The 15,895-nt window shown below is 66.3% G+C and carries 18 protein-coding genes and 1 pseudogene; 7 read left to right on the forward strand and 12 right to left on the reverse strand.

Features of this window, described 5'->3' with window-relative positions:
- Positions 1 to 5 precede the first annotated feature (5 nt).
- Genes purL through purC form a run of 4 tightly spaced genes read right to left on the reverse strand, consistent with a single transcriptional unit; the run spans position 6 to position 3,963 of the window.
- Positions 6 to 2,246: a phosphoribosylformylglycinamidine synthase subunit PurL gene (purL, locus tag EPO55_RS16855; protein ID WP_296338185.1), complete on the reverse strand. Its 2,241-nt coding sequence runs from the start codon at positions 2,244 to 2,246 to the stop codon at positions 6 to 8.
- On the reverse strand, positions 2,243 to 2,932 hold the full coding sequence (gene purQ, locus EPO55_RS16860) for a phosphoribosylformylglycinamidine synthase subunit PurQ (RefSeq protein WP_296338186.1): 690 nt from the start codon (positions 2,930 to 2,932) through the stop codon (positions 2,243 to 2,245). Before purQ ends, purL begins: the two co-directional genes overlap by 4 nt.
- Positions 2,932 to 3,174 (reverse strand): phosphoribosylformylglycinamidine synthase subunit PurS, encoded by a 243-nt coding sequence (gene purS / locus EPO55_RS16865; RefSeq protein WP_296338187.1) that lies wholly within the window; start codon positions 3,172 to 3,174, stop codon positions 2,932 to 2,934. Before purS ends, purQ begins: the two co-directional genes overlap by 1 nt.
- Positions 3,175 to 3,198: 24 nt before the next feature.
- On the reverse strand, positions 3,199 to 3,963 hold the full coding sequence (purC, locus tag EPO55_RS16870; protein WP_296338188.1) for a phosphoribosylaminoimidazolesuccinocarboxamide synthase: 765 nt from the start codon (positions 3,961 to 3,963) through the stop codon (positions 3,199 to 3,201).
- A 156-nt stretch (positions 3,964 to 4,119) separates the two neighbouring features.
- On the opposite strand from purC, the gene EPO55_RS16875 reads away from it, so the two are divergent.
- Positions 4,120 to 5,244: a ferritin-like domain-containing protein gene (locus EPO55_RS16875; protein ID WP_296338189.1), complete on the forward strand. Its 1,125-nt coding sequence runs from the start codon at positions 4,120 to 4,122 to the stop codon at positions 5,242 to 5,244.
- Between the two features lie 62 nt (positions 5,245 to 5,306).
- Here EPO55_RS16875 and EPO55_RS16880 read toward each other — a convergent pair whose 3' ends face one another.
- From EPO55_RS16880 to EPO55_RS16895, 4 genes are read right to left on the reverse strand one after another with little or no spacing between them, the layout of a single operon-like run.
- Positions 5,307 to 6,011, reverse strand: a complete 705-nt coding sequence (locus EPO55_RS16880; protein ID WP_296338190.1) for a methyltransferase domain-containing protein — start codon at positions 6,009 to 6,011, stop codon at positions 5,307 to 5,309.
- A gap of 9 nt (positions 6,012 to 6,020) precedes the next feature.
- Positions 6,021 to 7,073 carry a glycosyltransferase family 2 protein gene (locus EPO55_RS16885; protein WP_296338191.1) on the reverse strand — a complete coding sequence of 351 codons (1,053 nt, stop codon included), beginning with the start codon at positions 7,071 to 7,073 and terminating at the stop codon, positions 6,021 to 6,023.
- Between the two features lie 25 nt (positions 7,074 to 7,098).
- On the reverse strand, positions 7,099 to 7,638 hold the full coding sequence (locus EPO55_RS16890) for a hypothetical protein (protein WP_296338192.1): 540 nt from the start codon (positions 7,636 to 7,638) through the stop codon (positions 7,099 to 7,101).
- Positions 7,635 to 8,483 (reverse strand): MaoC family dehydratase N-terminal domain-containing protein, encoded by an 849-nt coding sequence (locus tag EPO55_RS16895; protein ID WP_296338193.1) that lies wholly within the window; start codon positions 8,481 to 8,483, stop codon positions 7,635 to 7,637. The genes EPO55_RS16890 and EPO55_RS16895 overlap by 4 nt, the downstream gene beginning before the upstream one ends.
- 109 nt (positions 8,484 to 8,592) lie before the next feature.
- Between EPO55_RS16895 and EPO55_RS16900 the strand changes: the two genes are divergently transcribed.
- On the forward strand, positions 8,593 to 8,919 hold the full coding sequence (locus EPO55_RS16900; RefSeq protein ID WP_296338194.1) for a DUF1476 domain-containing protein: 327 nt from the start codon (positions 8,593 to 8,595) through the stop codon (positions 8,917 to 8,919).
- Between the two features lie 105 nt (positions 8,920 to 9,024).
- Here EPO55_RS16900 and purB read toward each other — a convergent pair whose 3' ends face one another.
- Positions 9,025 to 10,434 carry an adenylosuccinate lyase gene (gene purB / locus EPO55_RS16905; RefSeq protein ID WP_296338196.1) on the reverse strand — a complete coding sequence of 470 codons (1,410 nt, stop codon included), beginning with the start codon at positions 10,432 to 10,434 and terminating at the stop codon, positions 9,025 to 9,027.
- A gap of 103 nt (positions 10,435 to 10,537) precedes the next feature.
- Between purB and EPO55_RS16910 the strand changes: the two genes are divergently transcribed.
- A complete protein-coding gene (locus EPO55_RS16910) occupies positions 10,538 to 11,335 on the forward strand; it encodes an HAD-IIB family hydrolase (protein ID WP_296338197.1) in 798 nt (265 codons plus the stop codon).
- On the opposite strand, the gene EPO55_RS16915 is transcribed toward EPO55_RS16910, so the two are convergent.
- Positions 11,332 to 11,970, reverse strand: coding sequence for a hypothetical protein (locus tag EPO55_RS16915; RefSeq protein WP_296338198.1), 639 nt, complete (start codon positions 11,968 to 11,970; stop codon positions 11,332 to 11,334). The two genes, EPO55_RS16910 and EPO55_RS16915, sit on opposite strands and share 4 nt — an antisense overlap.
- 111 nt (positions 11,971 to 12,081) lie before the next feature.
- Here EPO55_RS16915 and EPO55_RS16920 point away from each other — a divergent pair, with 111 nt between their 5' ends.
- The 3 genes from EPO55_RS16920 (at position 12,082) to EPO55_RS16930 (ending at position 13,678) form a co-directional block, all read left to right on the forward strand.
- The gene (locus EPO55_RS16920; protein ID WP_296338199.1) at positions 12,082 to 12,954 is read left to right on the forward strand and encodes a fumarylacetoacetate hydrolase family protein; all 873 of its coding nucleotides are present in this window, start codon (positions 12,082 to 12,084) and stop codon (positions 12,952 to 12,954) included.
- A gap of 22 nt (positions 12,955 to 12,976) precedes the next feature.
- On the forward strand, positions 12,977 to 13,264 hold the full coding sequence (locus EPO55_RS16925; protein ID WP_296338200.1) for a hypothetical protein: 288 nt from the start codon (positions 12,977 to 12,979) through the stop codon (positions 13,262 to 13,264).
- Positions 13,265 to 13,357: 93 nt separating this feature from the next.
- Complete coding sequence (locus EPO55_RS16930; protein ID WP_296338201.1) at positions 13,358 to 13,678, forward strand: hypothetical protein; 321 nt, start codon at positions 13,358 to 13,360, stop codon at positions 13,676 to 13,678.
- Here EPO55_RS16930 and EPO55_RS16935 read toward each other — a convergent pair.
- On the reverse strand, positions 13,653 to 14,315 hold the full coding sequence (locus tag EPO55_RS16935; RefSeq protein WP_296338202.1) for a TetR/AcrR family transcriptional regulator: 663 nt from the start codon (positions 14,313 to 14,315) through the stop codon (positions 13,653 to 13,655). The genes EPO55_RS16930 and EPO55_RS16935 overlap by 26 nt on opposite strands.
- A 31-nt stretch (positions 14,316 to 14,346) precedes the next feature.
- The gene (locus EPO55_RS16940; RefSeq protein WP_296338204.1) at positions 14,347 to 15,408 is read right to left on the reverse strand and encodes an alpha/beta hydrolase fold domain-containing protein; all 1,062 of its coding nucleotides are present in this window, start codon (positions 15,406 to 15,408) and stop codon (positions 14,347 to 14,349) included.
- A 74-nt stretch (positions 15,409 to 15,482) separates the two neighbouring features.
- On the opposite strand from EPO55_RS16940, the pseudogene EPO55_RS16945 reads away from it, so the two are divergent.
- Positions 15,483 to 15,895, forward strand: a pseudogene (locus EPO55_RS16945) (hypothetical protein); the annotation flags it as partial.

Below are 15,895 nucleotides of genomic sequence, written 5' to 3' on the forward strand. Positions count from 1 at the left end.
TCCTGTCAGGCGGCGCTGTTCATGTAGGTCGGCAGCCACGCCTCGTGAACGGCGCGCAGCTCGGCCAGCGGCAGATTGACCAGCCCCTCGACGACGAGGGCCTGACCGCCGGCATATCCCAGAAGGCTCGCCGGAACGCCGGCGGCAGCCGCCGCCGCCAGAAGGGCAATGCCATCGTCGGCAGCCGCCAGGTAGCGGCCCTGGTCTTCACCGTAGAGGAAGCCGTGCGGTGCACCGGCGCCGGCCGGCAACTTCATGGTGACGCCCGTGCCGCCGGCCAGGCACATCTCGGCCAGGCCCACCAGCAGGCCGCCGTCGGAAAGGTCGTGGCAGGCGGCGATGCGCCCGCCCACGATCTGGCCGCGCACGAAATCGCCGTTGCGGCGCTCGACGGCAAGATCGACCGGCGGCGGCGCTCCCTCCTCGCGGCCGCAGAGTTCGCGCAGGTAGAGCGACTGGCCGAGCCAGCCCCTGGTCTCGCCGATCAGCACCAGGGCGAGGCCGGCCTTGGTCAGGCGCGAACCGACCGCCTTGGCGATGTCCTCGATCACGCCGACCGCGCCGATGGTGGGCGTCGGCAGGATCGGCCGGCCCTCGGTCTCGTTGTAGAGCGAGACGTTGCCCGACACGACGGGGAAGTCGAGCACCGTGCAGGCTTCGACCATGCCCATGATGGCGCCGGCGAACTGGCCCATGATCTCGGGCTTGGTCGGGTTGCCGAAATTCATGTTGTCGGTGACGGCAAGCGGCCGCGCGCCCACGGCGGTGATGTTGCGCCACGCCTCGGCCACGGCCTGGCGGCCGCCGGTCTCGGGATGGGCCTGCACATAGCGCGGCGTGCAGTCGGACGTCATGGCGAGGCCCTTGTGTCCGCCCGGCACGCGGACGAGGGCGGCGTCGCCGTCCTGCGGACGGATGGCGGTGTTGCCCATGATGAGGTGGTCGTACTGGTGCCAGATCCACGCCTTGCTGGCGAGATCCGGGCAGCTCATCAGCGTGAGCAGAGAGGCCTTGTAATCCTTGGGTGCCGGCACCTTGGCGGCGTCGAGCACGGCCGGCAGCGGCGTCAGCGTCCACGGCCGTTCGTACATCGGCGCTTCGGTGACCAGCGGCGGGATCGGGATGTTGCCCACGATGTCGCCGTGCCAGGAAAGCACCATGCGCTCGGTGTCGGTGAGATGGCCGATCACCGCGAAGTCGAGCTCCCACTTTTCGAAGATCTTGCGCGCCAGCTCCTCGCGGCCGGGTTTTAGCACGATCAGCATGCGCTCCTGGCTTTCGGAGAGCATGAGCTCGTAGGGATTCATGCCGGTCTCGCGCATCGGCACCTTGTCGAGCTCGACGATCACGCCGAGGCCGCCCTTGGCCGCCATCTCGAACGACGACGAGGTGAGGCCGGCCGCGCCCATGTCCTGGATGGCCACGATGGCATCGGTCGCCATCAGTTCCAGGCAGGCTTCGAGCAGCAGCTTTTCGACGAAGGGATCGCCGACCTGCACCGTCGGCCGCTTGCTCTCGCTGTCCTCGTTGAACTCGGTCGACGACATGGTGGCGCCATGGATGCCGTCGCGGCCGGTCTTGGAGCCGACATAGACCAGCGGATTGCCGATGCCCGCGGCCGCCGCATAGAAAATGCGATCGGTCGGCGCGATGCCCACGGTCATGGCGTTGACCAGGATGTTGCCGTTGTAGGCGGCGTGGAAGTTGGTCTCGCCGCCCACGGTCGGGATGCCCATGCAGTTGCCATAGCCACCGATGCCCGCGACCACGCCCGACACCAGGTGCCGTGTTTTTGGATGCGAAGGATCGCCGAAGCGCAGCGCATTGAGGTTGGCCACCGGCCGCGCGCCCATGGTGAAGACGTCGCGCAGGATGCCGCCGACGCCCGTCGCCGCGCCCTGATAAGGTTCGATGTAGGACGGGTGGTTGTGGCTCTCCATCTTGAAGATGGCGGCCTGGCCGTCGCCGATGTCGATCACGCCGGCGTTCTCGCCCGGCCCCTGGATCACCCAGGGCGCGCTGGTCGGCAGCTTCTTCAACCACACCTTCGAAGACTTGTACGAGCAGTGCTCGCTCCACATCGCCGAGAAGATGCCGAGTTCCACCATCGTGGGCGTGCGGCCCATGATGGCGAGGACACGCTGATACTCGTCCGGCGCCAGCCCATGCTCGGCCACGATCTGCGGCGTGATGACGGGTTCGTTCGGCAGCTTGACGGGCGCGGCGCTCGTGCCGGACTTGCTCATGACAATGCCTCGACCATGCCCTCGAACAGTGCCTTGCCGTCGGTACCGCCGAACATCGGCTCGGTGGCGTTTTCCGGATGCGGCATCAGGCCCATCACCGTCTTGGTCTCGTTGAAGATGCCGGCGATGTTGTTGATCGAGCCGTTGGGATTGCCGCTGCCGTCGACCGTGCCGTCGGGCGCGCAGTAGCGGAAGGCGATCTGGCCGCGATCCTCCAGCCGCTTCAGGGTCTCGGCGTCGGCGAAGTAGTTGCCCTCGGCATGCGCCACCGGGACCTTGATCACCTGGCCGGCCTGGTAGCGGTTGGTGAACAGGCTCTGGCTGGTCTCGACCTTGAGGTGGACGTCGGCGCAGACGAATTTCAAATGGGCGTTGCGCATCAGCACACCCGGCAGCAGGCCCGCTTCGGTCACGATCTGGAAGCCGTTGCAGATGCCAAGTACCGGCACGCCCTGCGCCGCGCGGCGTTTGACCTCGGCCATCACCGGCGATTGCGCCGCCATCGCACCGCAGCGCAGGTAGTCGCCGTAGGAGAAGCCGCCGGGGACCACGATCAGGTCGGTCTTCTCGAAGTCACCGTCGCCGTGCCACACCATGGCGGGACGGCGGCCGGTGACCAGTTCGATCGCCTGGGCCACATCGCCTTCGCGATTGGAGCCCGGGAAGACGAGAACCGCTGCCTTCATCAGCCGACCAGTTCGATCGAGTAGTTTTCGATCACCGTGTTGGCGAGCAGCTTCTTGCACATGTCTTCGAGCCGCGCCTTGGCCTTGGTCTTGTCGGTCTCGGCGATCTCGAGCTCGATGTACTTGCCCTGGCGGACGTCGCCCACTTCGGGGAAACCCAGGCGATTGAGCGAATGTCCGATGGCCTTGCCCTGGGGGTCGAGCACGCCGTTCTTCAAGGTCACGTGAACTCTGGCTTTCAATGTCGCCTCTTCATTGCAGCGTGGCTATTGGAGTGTCGTGGGGCCGCGCACGTCGCCCGGTCCCTGGTCGATCAGGATGCCGAGCCGCCGCGCGACTTCCTGGTAGGCCTCCTCGACCTTGCCGAGGTCGCGGCGGAAGCGGTCCTTGTCCATCTTCTCGTTGGTGCGCAGATCCCACAGCCGGCACGAGTCGGGGCTGATCTCGTCGGCAAGCACGATGCGGACCATGTCGTCCTCGTAGAGGCGGCCGAACTCGACCTTGAAATCGATCAGCTTGATGCCGCAGCCGAGGAACAGGCCGAACAGGAAGTCGTTGACGCGGAGTGTCAGCGCCACGATGTCGTCGAGGTCCTGGGGCGTCGCCCAGCCGAATGCCGTGATGTGCTCCTCGGTGACCATGGGATCGCCGAGTTTGTCGTTCTTGTGAAAGAACTCCATGATCGAGCGCGGCAGCTGGGTGCCCTCCTCGACGCCGAAGCGCTTGGCGAAGGAGCCGGCGGCGACATTGCGCACCACGATCTCGAGCGGGATGATCTCGACCTGCCGGATCAGCTGCTCGCGCATGTTGAGGCGGCGGATGAAATGGGTGGGCACGCCGATCTCGCCGAGCTTGGTCATCAGGAACTCGGAGATGCGGTTGTTGATCACGCCCTTTCCGGTGATCGTGCCCTTCTTCTGGTTGTTGAACGCGGTGGCGTCGTCCTTGAAGTACTGGACGATCGTCCCGGGCTCGGGCCCCTCGAACAAGGTCTTGGCCTTGCCCTCGTAGATTCGGCGGCGGCGGGACATTCTTTACTCCTGCACGGACGATGCGGATCGCCCGCCGATCGGCGGCATGGTTGGCGGCCGGAATATGGCGGAAGTCCCATGCGCCGGTACTGGGGAAAAATCCATTGAAAAAGGTGACGCAGCCGTCATATTGAGCCCTTCATGGGAGGCCCTCAAATGGCCCAGCAAATCACCTACGACAAGGCCTACGACACCGTCGCCCCGGAAGATTTCCCGGCAATGCTCGAGGTGCCGCGCTACGGCCGTCGGACCAACGCCTTCGACGGCATCATTTCGGCCACCCACGACCATTTCTGGGACCCGTTCGACAAGAGCTATATCGACTACGACCTGCCGTTCGACATGTCCAAGACGCCGATCGTGCCCCTGGACATGGTGGTCGAGCTGAAGAGTGCGGTGGCCGACCGGCTGGACGACCGGCAGAAGATCGGCCTCGCCAACGACGTCATGCATTGGTCTGTCTCCAACCTGCTGCATGGCGAGCAGGGGGCGCTGTCGCTGTCGGCCAGCCTCTGCCACATCCTGCTCGACCCGGGCGCCCAGGAATATGCCGCCAACCAGGCGCGCGAGGAGGCGCGCCACGTCGCCGGCTTCACCCGCTACATCGCCAAGCGCTGGGGCGATCCGCTGCCGGTCGGCCCGACCATCGCCACCGTGCTGAACGACCTCGTCGGCACCCAGGAGGTCTACAAGAAGATCGTCGGCATGCAGATGCTGATCGAGGGCATCGCCATGGGCTCGTTCGCGACGCTCAATGCCAAGACCAACGATCCCGTCCTGCGCCGCCTGGTCCAGCTGGTGATGAGCGACGAGGCCTTCCATCACCGCTTTGGCCGCATCTGGGCGGCCAAGACGATCCGGCACCTGAGTCCGGACGAGCACAAGAAGGTCGAGGACTGGTCGGCGCAGATCTTCCAGATGCTGCTGTTCAACCTGATCAACGCCGAGCAGAAGCAGGGGATCTACGCCAAGTACGGGCTCGACTGGCAGTGGGTGCGCGATGCGATGAAGGAGACCTTCACCGACGACGACCGCCGCGACCAGCTCAAGGAAAGCACCAACATCTTCCGCGTGCTGATCAAGACGCTGCTGCACGCCGGCATCATCACCTCGCGCACCGCGCCACTCTACGCGGTGTGGGTCGACATGAAGGAGCTCGAGGCCGAGGGCGACGGCATCCCGGGCGACATCGTCGCCGAGGAGATGCTGGTGGTCCTGCGCGAGATCAACGCCAAGCGCCGCCGCATCGGCTCGAAAGACGTGGCCGCCGCCGCTTCCTGACTTTCATGTTCCTCTCCCCCGCTAGGGGGAGAGGAGAATGAAATGCTACGTCTGCGCCCTTTTTAGGGCTTTTTGGCCAGCACGAAGGCCGACAGGCCGGCCAGGCGGTTGTAGGGAAACAGCGGCAGCTCGGCGGCGCAGGCTGCCGTCAGGATGCCGTTCGTGAAGGCGCTGTGCTTCTTGAGGCTGCTGCCGGGCTCGGTCGTGTTGCGGCGGGCGAGCCGCACTGCCACCGCCAGCGGAAAGATCAGCCCGAAATAGTAGGCGCCGCGCACGATCTCAAGGCCTCCGTCGCCGAGCGCCGCCTCGATCTCGGGCAGGCGATAGCGCCGCTTGTGCTCGAGGAAGACGTCGTGGCCGCTCCACAGGAAGGCGAAGGCCGGCACCGTCACCAGGAAATGCGCGCCTGAAGGCACCTTCGACGCATAGTGGCGCACGAGGCGACGGTCGTCGTCGACATGCTCCAGCACGTCCATCATCAGCACCAGGTCGCAGTCGGTCCGGCCGGTGTCGCGGCGATAGTGCACCGGCTTGCCGGCGACGCTGTCGTCGCGGTCGCGGGGGTAGCCGATGTCGACGCAGAGCGCGCTTTCCGCCGGCGTCTCGGCCAGCAGGTGGCGGGAGAAGAAGCCCGATCCGGCGCCGACGTCGAGCAGGCGCCGCGGCCGCAGCCCGGCCACGGCTCGGCGGAGCGCCGCTGCCTTCGAGCGATAGTACCAGTGCCGGCCGATGTCGGCGCCGAGGATGTCCTCTTCCTTGAGATCCATCGCCCGCCGTCAGTTCTTCGGCGGCGCGTCGGCCCGCTGTGCGTCGGCCCCGTCCCCGTAGACGCCCTCGACGACGTAGATCGGCCGCCCCTTGACCTCGAGGAAGAGCCTGCCGAGGTATTCGCCGATGATGCCGAGCGACAGCAGCTGGATGGCGCCCATCAGCAGGACCGCGATCAGCAGCGAGGCGTAGCCCGGCGTGTCGATGCCCAGGATCAGCACGCGGGTGACGATGAACAGGGCATAGAGAACGGCCACGGCCGCGATCACCACGCCGACATAGAACCAGGCGCGCAGCGGTGCGGTCGAAAAGCTCACCACGCCGTCGAGCGCGAAGTTCCACAGCCGCCAGAAATTGAACTTGGTGGTTCCGGCGGCGCGCTGTGGCCGCTCGTAGGGCACGCCGATCGAGTTGAAGCCGACCCAGGCGAACAACCCCTTCATGAAGCGGTTGCGTTCCGGCAGCTGGCGCAGCACCTCGACGGCACGGCGATCGACCAGCCGGAAGTCGCCGACGTTCGGCGGAATGCGCACCGGCGAGAGCGAATTGAACACCCAGTAGAACCAGCCGGCCGACATGCGCTTGGCCGCCGTGTCGGCATGGCGGGTGCGGCGCACGCCGTAGACGATGTCGTAGCCCTCGCGCCAGCGCGCCAGGAACGCCGCGATCAGGTCGGGCGGATCCTGCAGGTCGATGTCGATCGGGATCAGGACATCGCCTTTGGCGTGGTCGATGCCGGCGGTGAGGGCGGCCTCCTTGCCGAAGTTGCGCGACAGGTTGACGACCCTGATGCGCCGGTCGCCGGTGCTGCGACCGAGCAGGCGGGAGAGGGTGTCGTCACGCGAGCCGTCGTTCACGAACACGATCTCGAAGCGCAACCGGTCGCGCTCGAGGATCGGCACGACCGTGTCGATGAAGAGATCGATCGATTCGTCTTCGTCGAAGACCGGCACCACCAGCGACAGCAGCGGGTCGGCGGGCCGCCTGGACCGCTGCAGGGCGAGCTGATGCTCGAGGGCGGCGCCGGCAAGTCGTGGAGCAGGGAGGGATGAGTCGGGCACGAAGGAAGGTTCCGCAAGCTTTGCGTCAGGTCACGGCAGTGACGGCGCCGTTCAGGCCCATGATTCCGATGTCGACGCGGAGCCGGGGGTAGCGCTGTCCGACCTCCGTCCGGAAGGCCCGGAGCGCCTCGGTGAGCCTGGCGGTCTCGAACACCCGGTCGGTCTTGATCCGGTCGCCGTAAGCCACCGCCGCGGCGCCGCAGTCGCGGTGAACGATGCCGACCACGCCCTTGATGCTGTGCAGCTTGACGGAGATGTCGAGGTTGTCCCACCAGGCCTTGCGCCAGTCGGCGAACGCCGGCGCCACGGCGGCGATCGGCCCGCCGGCGATGTTGAACTGGCTGTAGTCGTTCTGCAGGCCGGCGCTGGCCATGAAGGACCAGGTGAAGGTCGTGAAGCGCGGGTCGATGCACTTCATCAGCATCGCTTCATAGACAGCGTCGTCCGCGGCCAGGACCGGCGACGCGGCCGCCGCGGCGGCGGCACCCAACCCCAGCCCCATGACGCCGCGACGGGAGAGCGCCTGCAGGCAGCCGCAGCCGCGATGGTGGAGACGCTCGTTCATCGGAATGCCGCCTTTCCCTGCTGTGCCAGGCCGCCGTTGGGGTCGGCGATCCAGGTCGTCACCGAACCGTCGGCTTCGCGGCGGGCCTGCACCGAGAAGGCAGGACCCGAGAACACCGGCGAGAGCGCCCGGAACTCGAAATTCTTCACGACTCTACCCGGGTGGGCCCGGCGCGCCAGTTCGATCTGCAGCATGCCGAGGAGCGGCCCGTGGACAATCAGCCCGGGATAGCCCTCGGTGCCGGTGACGTAGGGCTGGTCGTAGTGGATGCGATGGCCGTTGAAGGTGAGCGCGGAGAAGCGGAACAGCAGGACCGGGTCGGGCACGATTTTCCTGGTCCACGTGGCGTCGGCTGGCGCCGGCCTGGGGGCCTTCGGCTGTTCGCCGGGCCTGGCCGCCTCGCGGTAGACGATGTCGTGCTCCTCGACGAACGATACGCCCCGCGGTCCGGAGATCGTGTGCTTCACCGTGACGAAGACCATCGCGCCGGTCGATCCGCTCTTGGGTTCGACCGACTTGATCTCCGACAGCCTGCCGATCGTCTCGCCGACGCGCACCGGCTCGCCGTCGAAGCTGAACCGGCTGCCCGCCCACATGCGCCGCGGCAGGGGAACCGGCGGCAGGAAATCGCCCCGTTCGGCGTGGCCGTCGGAACCGATCTTGGACTGCGGCGCGGCGTCCAGGAAATAGAGCCAATGCCAGAGCGGCGGCAGGGGATCGCCGTTTCGCGGGTCGGGATCCTTCTCGTCGAAGGTGGCGGCCAGCGCGCGCACGGGGAAGGGGGCGGCGAGATCCTCCATGGCCTGGGTGCGGCCGACCCAGTCCTTCAGCTTTTCCAGCGACATCTCTTGGCATCCTCCATGGGGCGCGGGACTTTGCCACCGCCAACACGGGGTGGAAAGACCGCGTCGTCGTCGCTATATACCGGCGCGACCAGCCCAACCCGGAGCGGCCATGACCACGTTCAACGATCGCGAGAAATCCTTCGAAAAGAAGTTCGAAAAGGACCAGGAACTCCAGTTCAAGGTCAACGCCCGCCGGAACAAGCTTTTGGGCCTGTGGGCCGCCGGCCTGATGGGCAAGAGTGGCGCCGATGCCGAGGCCTATGCCAAGGAAGTGGTCCTGGCCGACTTCGAGAAGCCCGGCGATTCCGATGTCATGGCCAAGCTGGTGAAGGACCTCGCCGCGGCGGGCAAGCCGACCGAGGAACACACCATCCGCAAGCAGGCCGAGCGGCTGATCGAGGATGCCAAGAAGCAGGTCATGACGGAGACGAATTAGGCGTCTGCCGAACGCGCGTTGGCTTCGCTGTCATCCTGACCGCAGCGAAGGATCTTGGGGAGCCGGAGAAATCCGGCGCAATGCCGGGATGACAGCCAAGGGCCGTCACTTCCTGGCAAGCACGCCGGCGAGGCCCGTGTAGTTCTCGGGACGAAGCGCCCTGAGCCGCACCTTCATCTCGGGGCTTATATCAAGGCCGTCAACGAAGGCGGCGAGATCCTCCATCGTTACCTGCTTGCCGCGGGTGAGCGCTTTCAGCTTCTCATACGGCATCTCCACGTCGGCGACGCGCAGCACCGTCTGTATCGCTTCGGCGAGCACTTCCGGATGCGCCAGGAGCGCATCGCGAAGCGCCGCCTGATTCACGCTGACCTTGCCGAAGCCGCGCCCGAGCGCGCGATAGCCGATCAGCGAGTGTGCGAAGGCGGTGCCGAAGGTGCGTGCCACGGTAGAATCCGAGAGATCGCGCTGCAGGCGCGAAATCGGCAACTTTCTCGAGAGATGTTCGAAGAGCGCATTGGCGACGCCGAAGTTGCCCTCCGCATTCTCGAAATCGATCGGATTCACCTTGTGAGGCATGGCCGACGAGCCGACCTCGCCTTCTTTCGGCTTCTGCGTGACCCACCCGTCCGAGATGTACCGCCACATGTCCTGCGACAGATCGAGGAGGATCGTGTTGATGCGGCGCAGATTGTCGAACATCTCGGCGAACGTGTCGTGCGGCTCTATCTGGGTCGTCACTTCATTGAGCTCGAGGCGTACGACATGCGCCTTGCCGGCGCCGTCCGCATTCAGGCTTTCCGCAAAAGAACGCGCAAAGTCCAGCCAATCGATCTTCGGCAGCGCCACCATCTGGGCGTTGTAGTTGCCTGAAGGTCCTCCCCATTTCATGAAGACGGAGCGATTCTTCAGCGCCTCGACCTGCTTTTCGAGCCGCCTCGCGAAGACGTTCATCTCCTTGCCGAAGGTCGTGGGCGTCGCGCTCTGGCCATGGGTGCGCGCGAGCATGGCAGTATCGGCATGCGCCCGGGCAAGGCTGACGATCTCGCTTTTCATCTTCTCGAGCGCCGGAAGCATGACTTCTTCAAGCGCCCCGCGAAGCGCGAGGGCATGGGCGGTGCTGTTGACGTCCTCAGACGTGAGAGCGAAGTGCACCCACTCGAGCACGTCCGTAAGGCTCGAGCCTCTGAGCTTGAGCTTGATGAAATATTCGACCGCCTTCACGTCGTGATTCGTTGCAGGGATACCGTCATAGCCCTCACGCTCGATCTTCTGGATGATCTGCGCATCGTCGATATCAATGTGCGGCAGCGCCCGAAGCATCGCCTTCTCGCTGGACGTAAGCGGCCGCATGCCGACGCCCTTTGTCTCCGAAAGCGCCGCGAGATATTCACACTCGACGGTAACGCGCATTCTCATGAGCGCATATTCGCTGAAATATTCAGCAAGCGCTTGGGAGGTCGCGCGATAGCGGCCATCGATGGGACTTACGGCGGTGAGTGGCTCGAGGCGCATGGTCGTCTGCTATTGCTCTGAATTTACCGTGGCAACCTGGTATCGCATGGCCCGGCTTTTAGTCCCGAACGGTCCAGATTGCCATGTTAAGAAGTGTCCCACCATGAAGCCTTTGAACGAATGTCCCCGTGCCGCTCTTGCCTCGATCCGGGGCGTCCTGACCGACATCGATGAGACCGTTTCCACCGAGGGCCGGCTCACCGCTGCCGCCTATGCCGCCCTCGAGGCGCTGAAAGAGGCGGGATTCCTGGTCATTCCGGTGACCGGCCGGCCGGCCGGCTGGTGCGACCATATCGCCCGTTTCTGGCCGGTCGATGCGGTGGTGGGCGAGAATGGCGCCTTCTGGATGTGGCACGAGCCGTCCGAGGGAAAGCTTCGGACGCGCTTCATCCAGTCCGAGGCCGAGCGGGCGGAAGGCCGCCGCCGTCTGGAGTTGATCCGCGCCCAGGTGCTGCGCGAGGTCCCCGGTGCGGGGATCGCCTCGGACCAGCCCTATCGCGTCGCCGACCTCGCCGTCGATTTCCGCGAGGACGTGACGCCGCTCGCACCGGCCGACATCCAGCGCATCGTGGCGATCTTCGAGCGCCAGGGCGCCCATGCCAAGGTGAGCTCGATCCACGTCAACGGCTGGTTCGGCGACTACGACAAGCTCACCACCAGCAAGTTGATGATGCGCGAGCTGTACGGCGTCGATCTCGATGCGCAGCGGCAGCACTATGTGTTCGCGGGCGATTCGCCCAACGATTCGCCGATGTTCGGCTACTTTCCCAATGCCGTCGGCATGGCCAACGTGGGCGACTTCACCGGCCGCCTCGACCACCAGCCGCGCTGGGTGACTGCGGCGCGCTCGGGCGCCGGCTTCGTCGAACTCGCCCGGGCGCTGATTGAGGCGCGGCGCTAGCGCGCCGGCGGATTGACCAGCAGTGAGCCGTAGTACGTCAGGCTGTCGGCCTGGCTCCACACGCCCATGGGGCCGGCCTGGATCAGCGTGCGGTCGGTGGCGCTGAACAGGGAAGTGCCGTCCAGCATCACCTCGAAGCGGTCGTTGACCGCGACCACGCGGAGCGAATGCCAGGTGCCGCTCTCGACCGGGACCTCCTTGCCGCCGACCTGCCGCCGCTTGCCCTTCTCCATGCGGTAGAGCCGCACCGAACCCTCGAGCGCACTGGCGCGGACGACGTAGTAGTCGTTGGCGCTCTGCGCCCTGAAGATGAAGCCGGCCACGCGCGCGCGGACACCCGACACCGGCTTGAAGCGGAGCGTGGCGTCGAGGTCGCGCAGGACGGCCTGCTCGTTGATGCAGAACGGAAACCGGAGATCGGCAGGGTCGGCGGCGGTCTCGGCCACGACCCAGCCGCTGGGGCCGTCGGGATCGGCCAGTGCCTGCCAGGCAGGGGGCCGGCCGATGCCGGTCATGCCCTGGGTGCAGGCGATGCGGCCGTCGGGTGTCGTGAGCGGCACGAAGAACTGGGCCGAGGCTGGCGTCGTGAGGAGAACCGAGGCGAGCAAAAGCGGAACGAAGAACGTGAAACGCATGCCGCATCCTAGCAAATCGCGCCGCGCTTGACCGCTGCGCTTGACCACCCGGGCTGGAGGTAGGAGTTTACGCCCCGGCCACAATCGGGCGACATTCGAAGGGGAAATGCCATGCGTCTGTGCACCATCATGAGCGGCGGAAAAGCCGCCGTCGGCGTAAAAATGGGCGACGGCAAGATCGTCGATCTCAGCAAGCAGATGCCGCGTGGACCGAAGTCGGTGGTCGAGATTCTGGCCGGCGGCAAGGCGGTCCAGGCCGCGGTCGCCAAGGCCTGCGCCAAGCCCAAGGCCGGCGCCACGGTGTCGGAGAAGTCGGCGAAGTACCTGACGCCGATCCCCAGCCCCGGCAAGATCCTCTGCATCGGCCTCAACTACCGCAAGCACGCCGAGGAGACCGGCAGCCCGATCCCGCAGTACCCGGTCGTCTTCACGCGCTTCAACAACACGCTGGTGCCGCACAACGGCAAGATGCTGTCGACCACCCACTCCGAACAGTACGACTGGGAGGCCGAGCTTGCCGTCATCATCGCCAAGAAGTGCCGCAACGTGCCGAAGGAGAAGGCGCTCACGGTGATCGGTGGCTATGCCTGCTTCAATGACGGCTCGATCCGCGACTGGCAGCGCAAGTCGGGTGGCCAGTTCACGCTCGGCAAGAACTTCGACGGCACCGGCGGCTTCGGCCCCGACATCGTGACCTCCGACGAGCTGCCCAAGGGCGGCGCGCCTCTGCGGATCATGACCCGTGTCAACGGCGAGGTCATGCAGGACAGCAACACCGACGACCTGATCTTCGACGTGCCGACCCTGGTGCACGAGCTCAGCAAGGTCATGACGCTCGATCCGGGCGATGTCATCATTACCGGCACGCCGTCGGGCGTCGCCATGGCGCGCAACCCGCAGCCGTGGCTGAAGCCGGGCGATGTCTGCGAGATCGAGATCGAGAAGATCGGCGTGCTGCGCAACCCGATCGCGCAGGGCGGCTAGCGCGGAGCCTGCACGGCGCGGCATGTCCGGTCGCCCCTTGGTCGTGGAGTCCTTCCGGCTCGATGTCGAGCAGGAAACTCCCTTCAGCGCCTTCTACCATCATGAATTCCTGCCGGCCGTCCTCGGCGACGCCGGCGGGGTGAGGGACACCTGGCGCTATCAGGAGCACCAGGTGACGGGCTCGCTCCGCTACTACCGGAAGCAGTTCTTCACGATCCACGAATGCGATGCACGGGCCGACGCCGAGGCCCTGATCGAGATCCTGCGGCAGCGTACCGCCGATGGCGCGATGGGCGTCTGGGCCGGGTAGATCGTCGAGGCGGAGCCGCCGCGTCTCTACGTCGAACGCTGGGCGCATCCGCGCACGCCCCTCGACGGCATCTTCGGCAGCCGGCCGTTCTTCATGGTGTCGGTCGAATTGCGGCCCGGCCGCGAGCAGGCCTTCCATGACTGGTACGAGACCGAATATCTGCCACGCAACGTCGCGGATGTGCCGGGCTGGGTCGGATGCCGGCGCTACAGCAGCGTCGGACGCACGCCGGCGCGCCACCACGCGATCTACGAGGCGGCCGACCTCCACGGCCTGGATGAGAGCCTGGAGGCGATGCGCGCGCCGTTTCGCCTCAAGGAAAACATGGCGTGGAAGCAGTGGGACAGCGGCAGCGATCCCGCGATCGCCTGGGAAGACGCGGCGATGTTCAAGCCGATTTTCCGGAATCCCTGACGGGCAGCCGGTCCAGCCCGCCCAGCATCAGCCGCGTCGCGAACTCCGTCGCCCCGACGGGATCGACGGGATCGCGTGCCACCATCACCATCGAGACTTCGAACGCCACGCCGGCCAGGGAGGCCGCGAGATAGGAGACGTCGATGTTGGGCAGCACGCCGCGCGCGATGGCGGCGCGGATGTCCTCGTTCAGCGCCAGCGCCAGCGCCCGCACGTCGGGTTTGTCGAGCAGCGTGCGGATGGCGGTGAAATTCTTCTGCGCCAGCGCCAGTAGCTCGGGATCCTCGACGATGAAGTCGAAATAGACGGCATAGTGCTTGCGGAAGAACTCCTCGGCGGTGTGAGCCCTGGAGCGGCCTTCGCGATGACGCTTCAGGAGTTCACCGGTGAGCTCGCCGACCACGGCTTCGAAGATCTCGTCCTTGTCCTTGAAGTAGTTGTAGAAGGTGCCCGAGGCGAGATCGGTGCGGCGCACGATGTCGCGCACGCTGGCCGCCCCCGAGCCCATTTCGGCAAACACCGCGCGCGCGGCCTTGAGCAGGGCGGTGCGGTTCTCCGCCTTGTTCTGCTCGCGCCGTCCCGAGCGCTCGCCGCGCGGGTCGGTGGAAGCGAGGTCAGGGGGAGTATCGTCGGTCATTCGGCGTTTTCCCGTCTCATCGTCCGAGCCCTCATCGTCCGAGCTGGGCCAGCTCGTGGCGCAGGCCGGCTACCATGTCGTCCATCGCCCGTGCCGCTGCCTGGATGGCACCGCGCATGCCGATGAAGCCGTGGATCAGAGAATCGAATTCACGGTAGATCGTCTTCACGCCGGCTGCGGTCAACTTGTCGGCGTAGGCCTTGCCCTCGTCGCGCAGCGGATCGAAGCCCGCAGTGTAGATCAGCGCCGGGGCCACGCCAGCGAGGTCGTCGGCGCGGAGCGGCGAGACGCGCGGGTCCGCCACCTCGTCGAGGCTGTTGAGATAGTGGCCGCGCACCCATTCCACGTCGGCGCGGCCGATCATGAAGCGTTCGCCGCAGGAATCGTAGGAGCCGCTGTCGAGGCCGAGATCAGTGGCGGGATAGAACAGCCATTGCAGGCAGGGCGGCCGGCCGTCGCCGCGGACCAGACGGGCCAGCACGGTGGCGATCGTGGCGCCCGCCGAATCGCCCGCCACGATGACGCGTGCCGGGTCGATGCCGAGGCCCACGGCGCCCGCCGACAGCCAGCGGAAGGCGGCGACCGCATCGTCGATGGCGGCCGGAAACTTGTGCTCCGGCGCCAGCCGGTAGTCGACGGCGACAACGGCGCAGCCGGTGCGCGCGCAGAGGTAGCGGCAGACGAGATCGTAGGCCTCGAGGCTGCCGATCACCCAGCCGCCACCGTGGAAATAGAGGATGGCCGGCAGCAGCCGCGCCACCGCGCCGGCGGGCCGGTAGAGCCTGACGCGCAGCCGCCCGACCGGTCCCTCGATGGTGCGATCGATGATCTCGCCGACCGGTGCGGGGCGTCCGCTCAGCAGGGGCAGGAAGGCGTCGATGTCGGCGCGTGCATCGGCCACGCTCATCTTGTGCATCGGCGGATGGCCGCTGCGTGCCAGCAACCGGAGGAACCATTGGCTGCGGCCGTCAAGCGTGCGCCCGTCGAGCGTCACCGGCGGCCCGGCCAGGATGTTGACCCAGGAGATCGGCATGCGCAGCGCCAGATTGGCGGCCTTGCCCTGCAGTTCGCGGACGGTCTCCCTTATCGGCATGGTCCCGTTCCTAGCACTCCCGCCCGCCGTTGTGGAGGCCGCGCCGGCTGGCTAGCGTGGCCCCTGAGATGTCCATGGCTGTGACCGACTCCTATGACGACGCGCTTCGGCGCGAGATCCTGCGCAGCGAGCTGCAGCGCATGCGCGCGCTGGCCATCATTCTGGCGATCCTGCTGGCGGTGACCCTGATCGCCGCCAACCTGTTCCCCGAGCTCAACCAGCGCATGTTCCGCAAGGGCATCGCGGGCTGGCTGCCGCTGGTCGGCATCGGCCCTTTCCTGCTCTACGAGCTGGCGGCACTGACGTTCCTTCGCTGGCGCCTTGCCCGGGACAAGGACTTTCCGCGGCCCGCCCGCTTCGCCAATGCCTTGATCGAGACCAGCCTGCCCGGCGTCATCATCGCGGCGCTGAGCTTCCACATGGACCCGCACGTCGTGTTCGGCTTCTGGCCGCCGCTGCTTTATTTCATCTTCATCCTGCTCTCGAC

The sequence above is a fragment of the Reyranella sp. genome, assembly GCF_004296935.1.
Taxonomy (GTDB): Bacteria; Pseudomonadota; Alphaproteobacteria; order Reyranellales; family Reyranellaceae; genus Reyranella.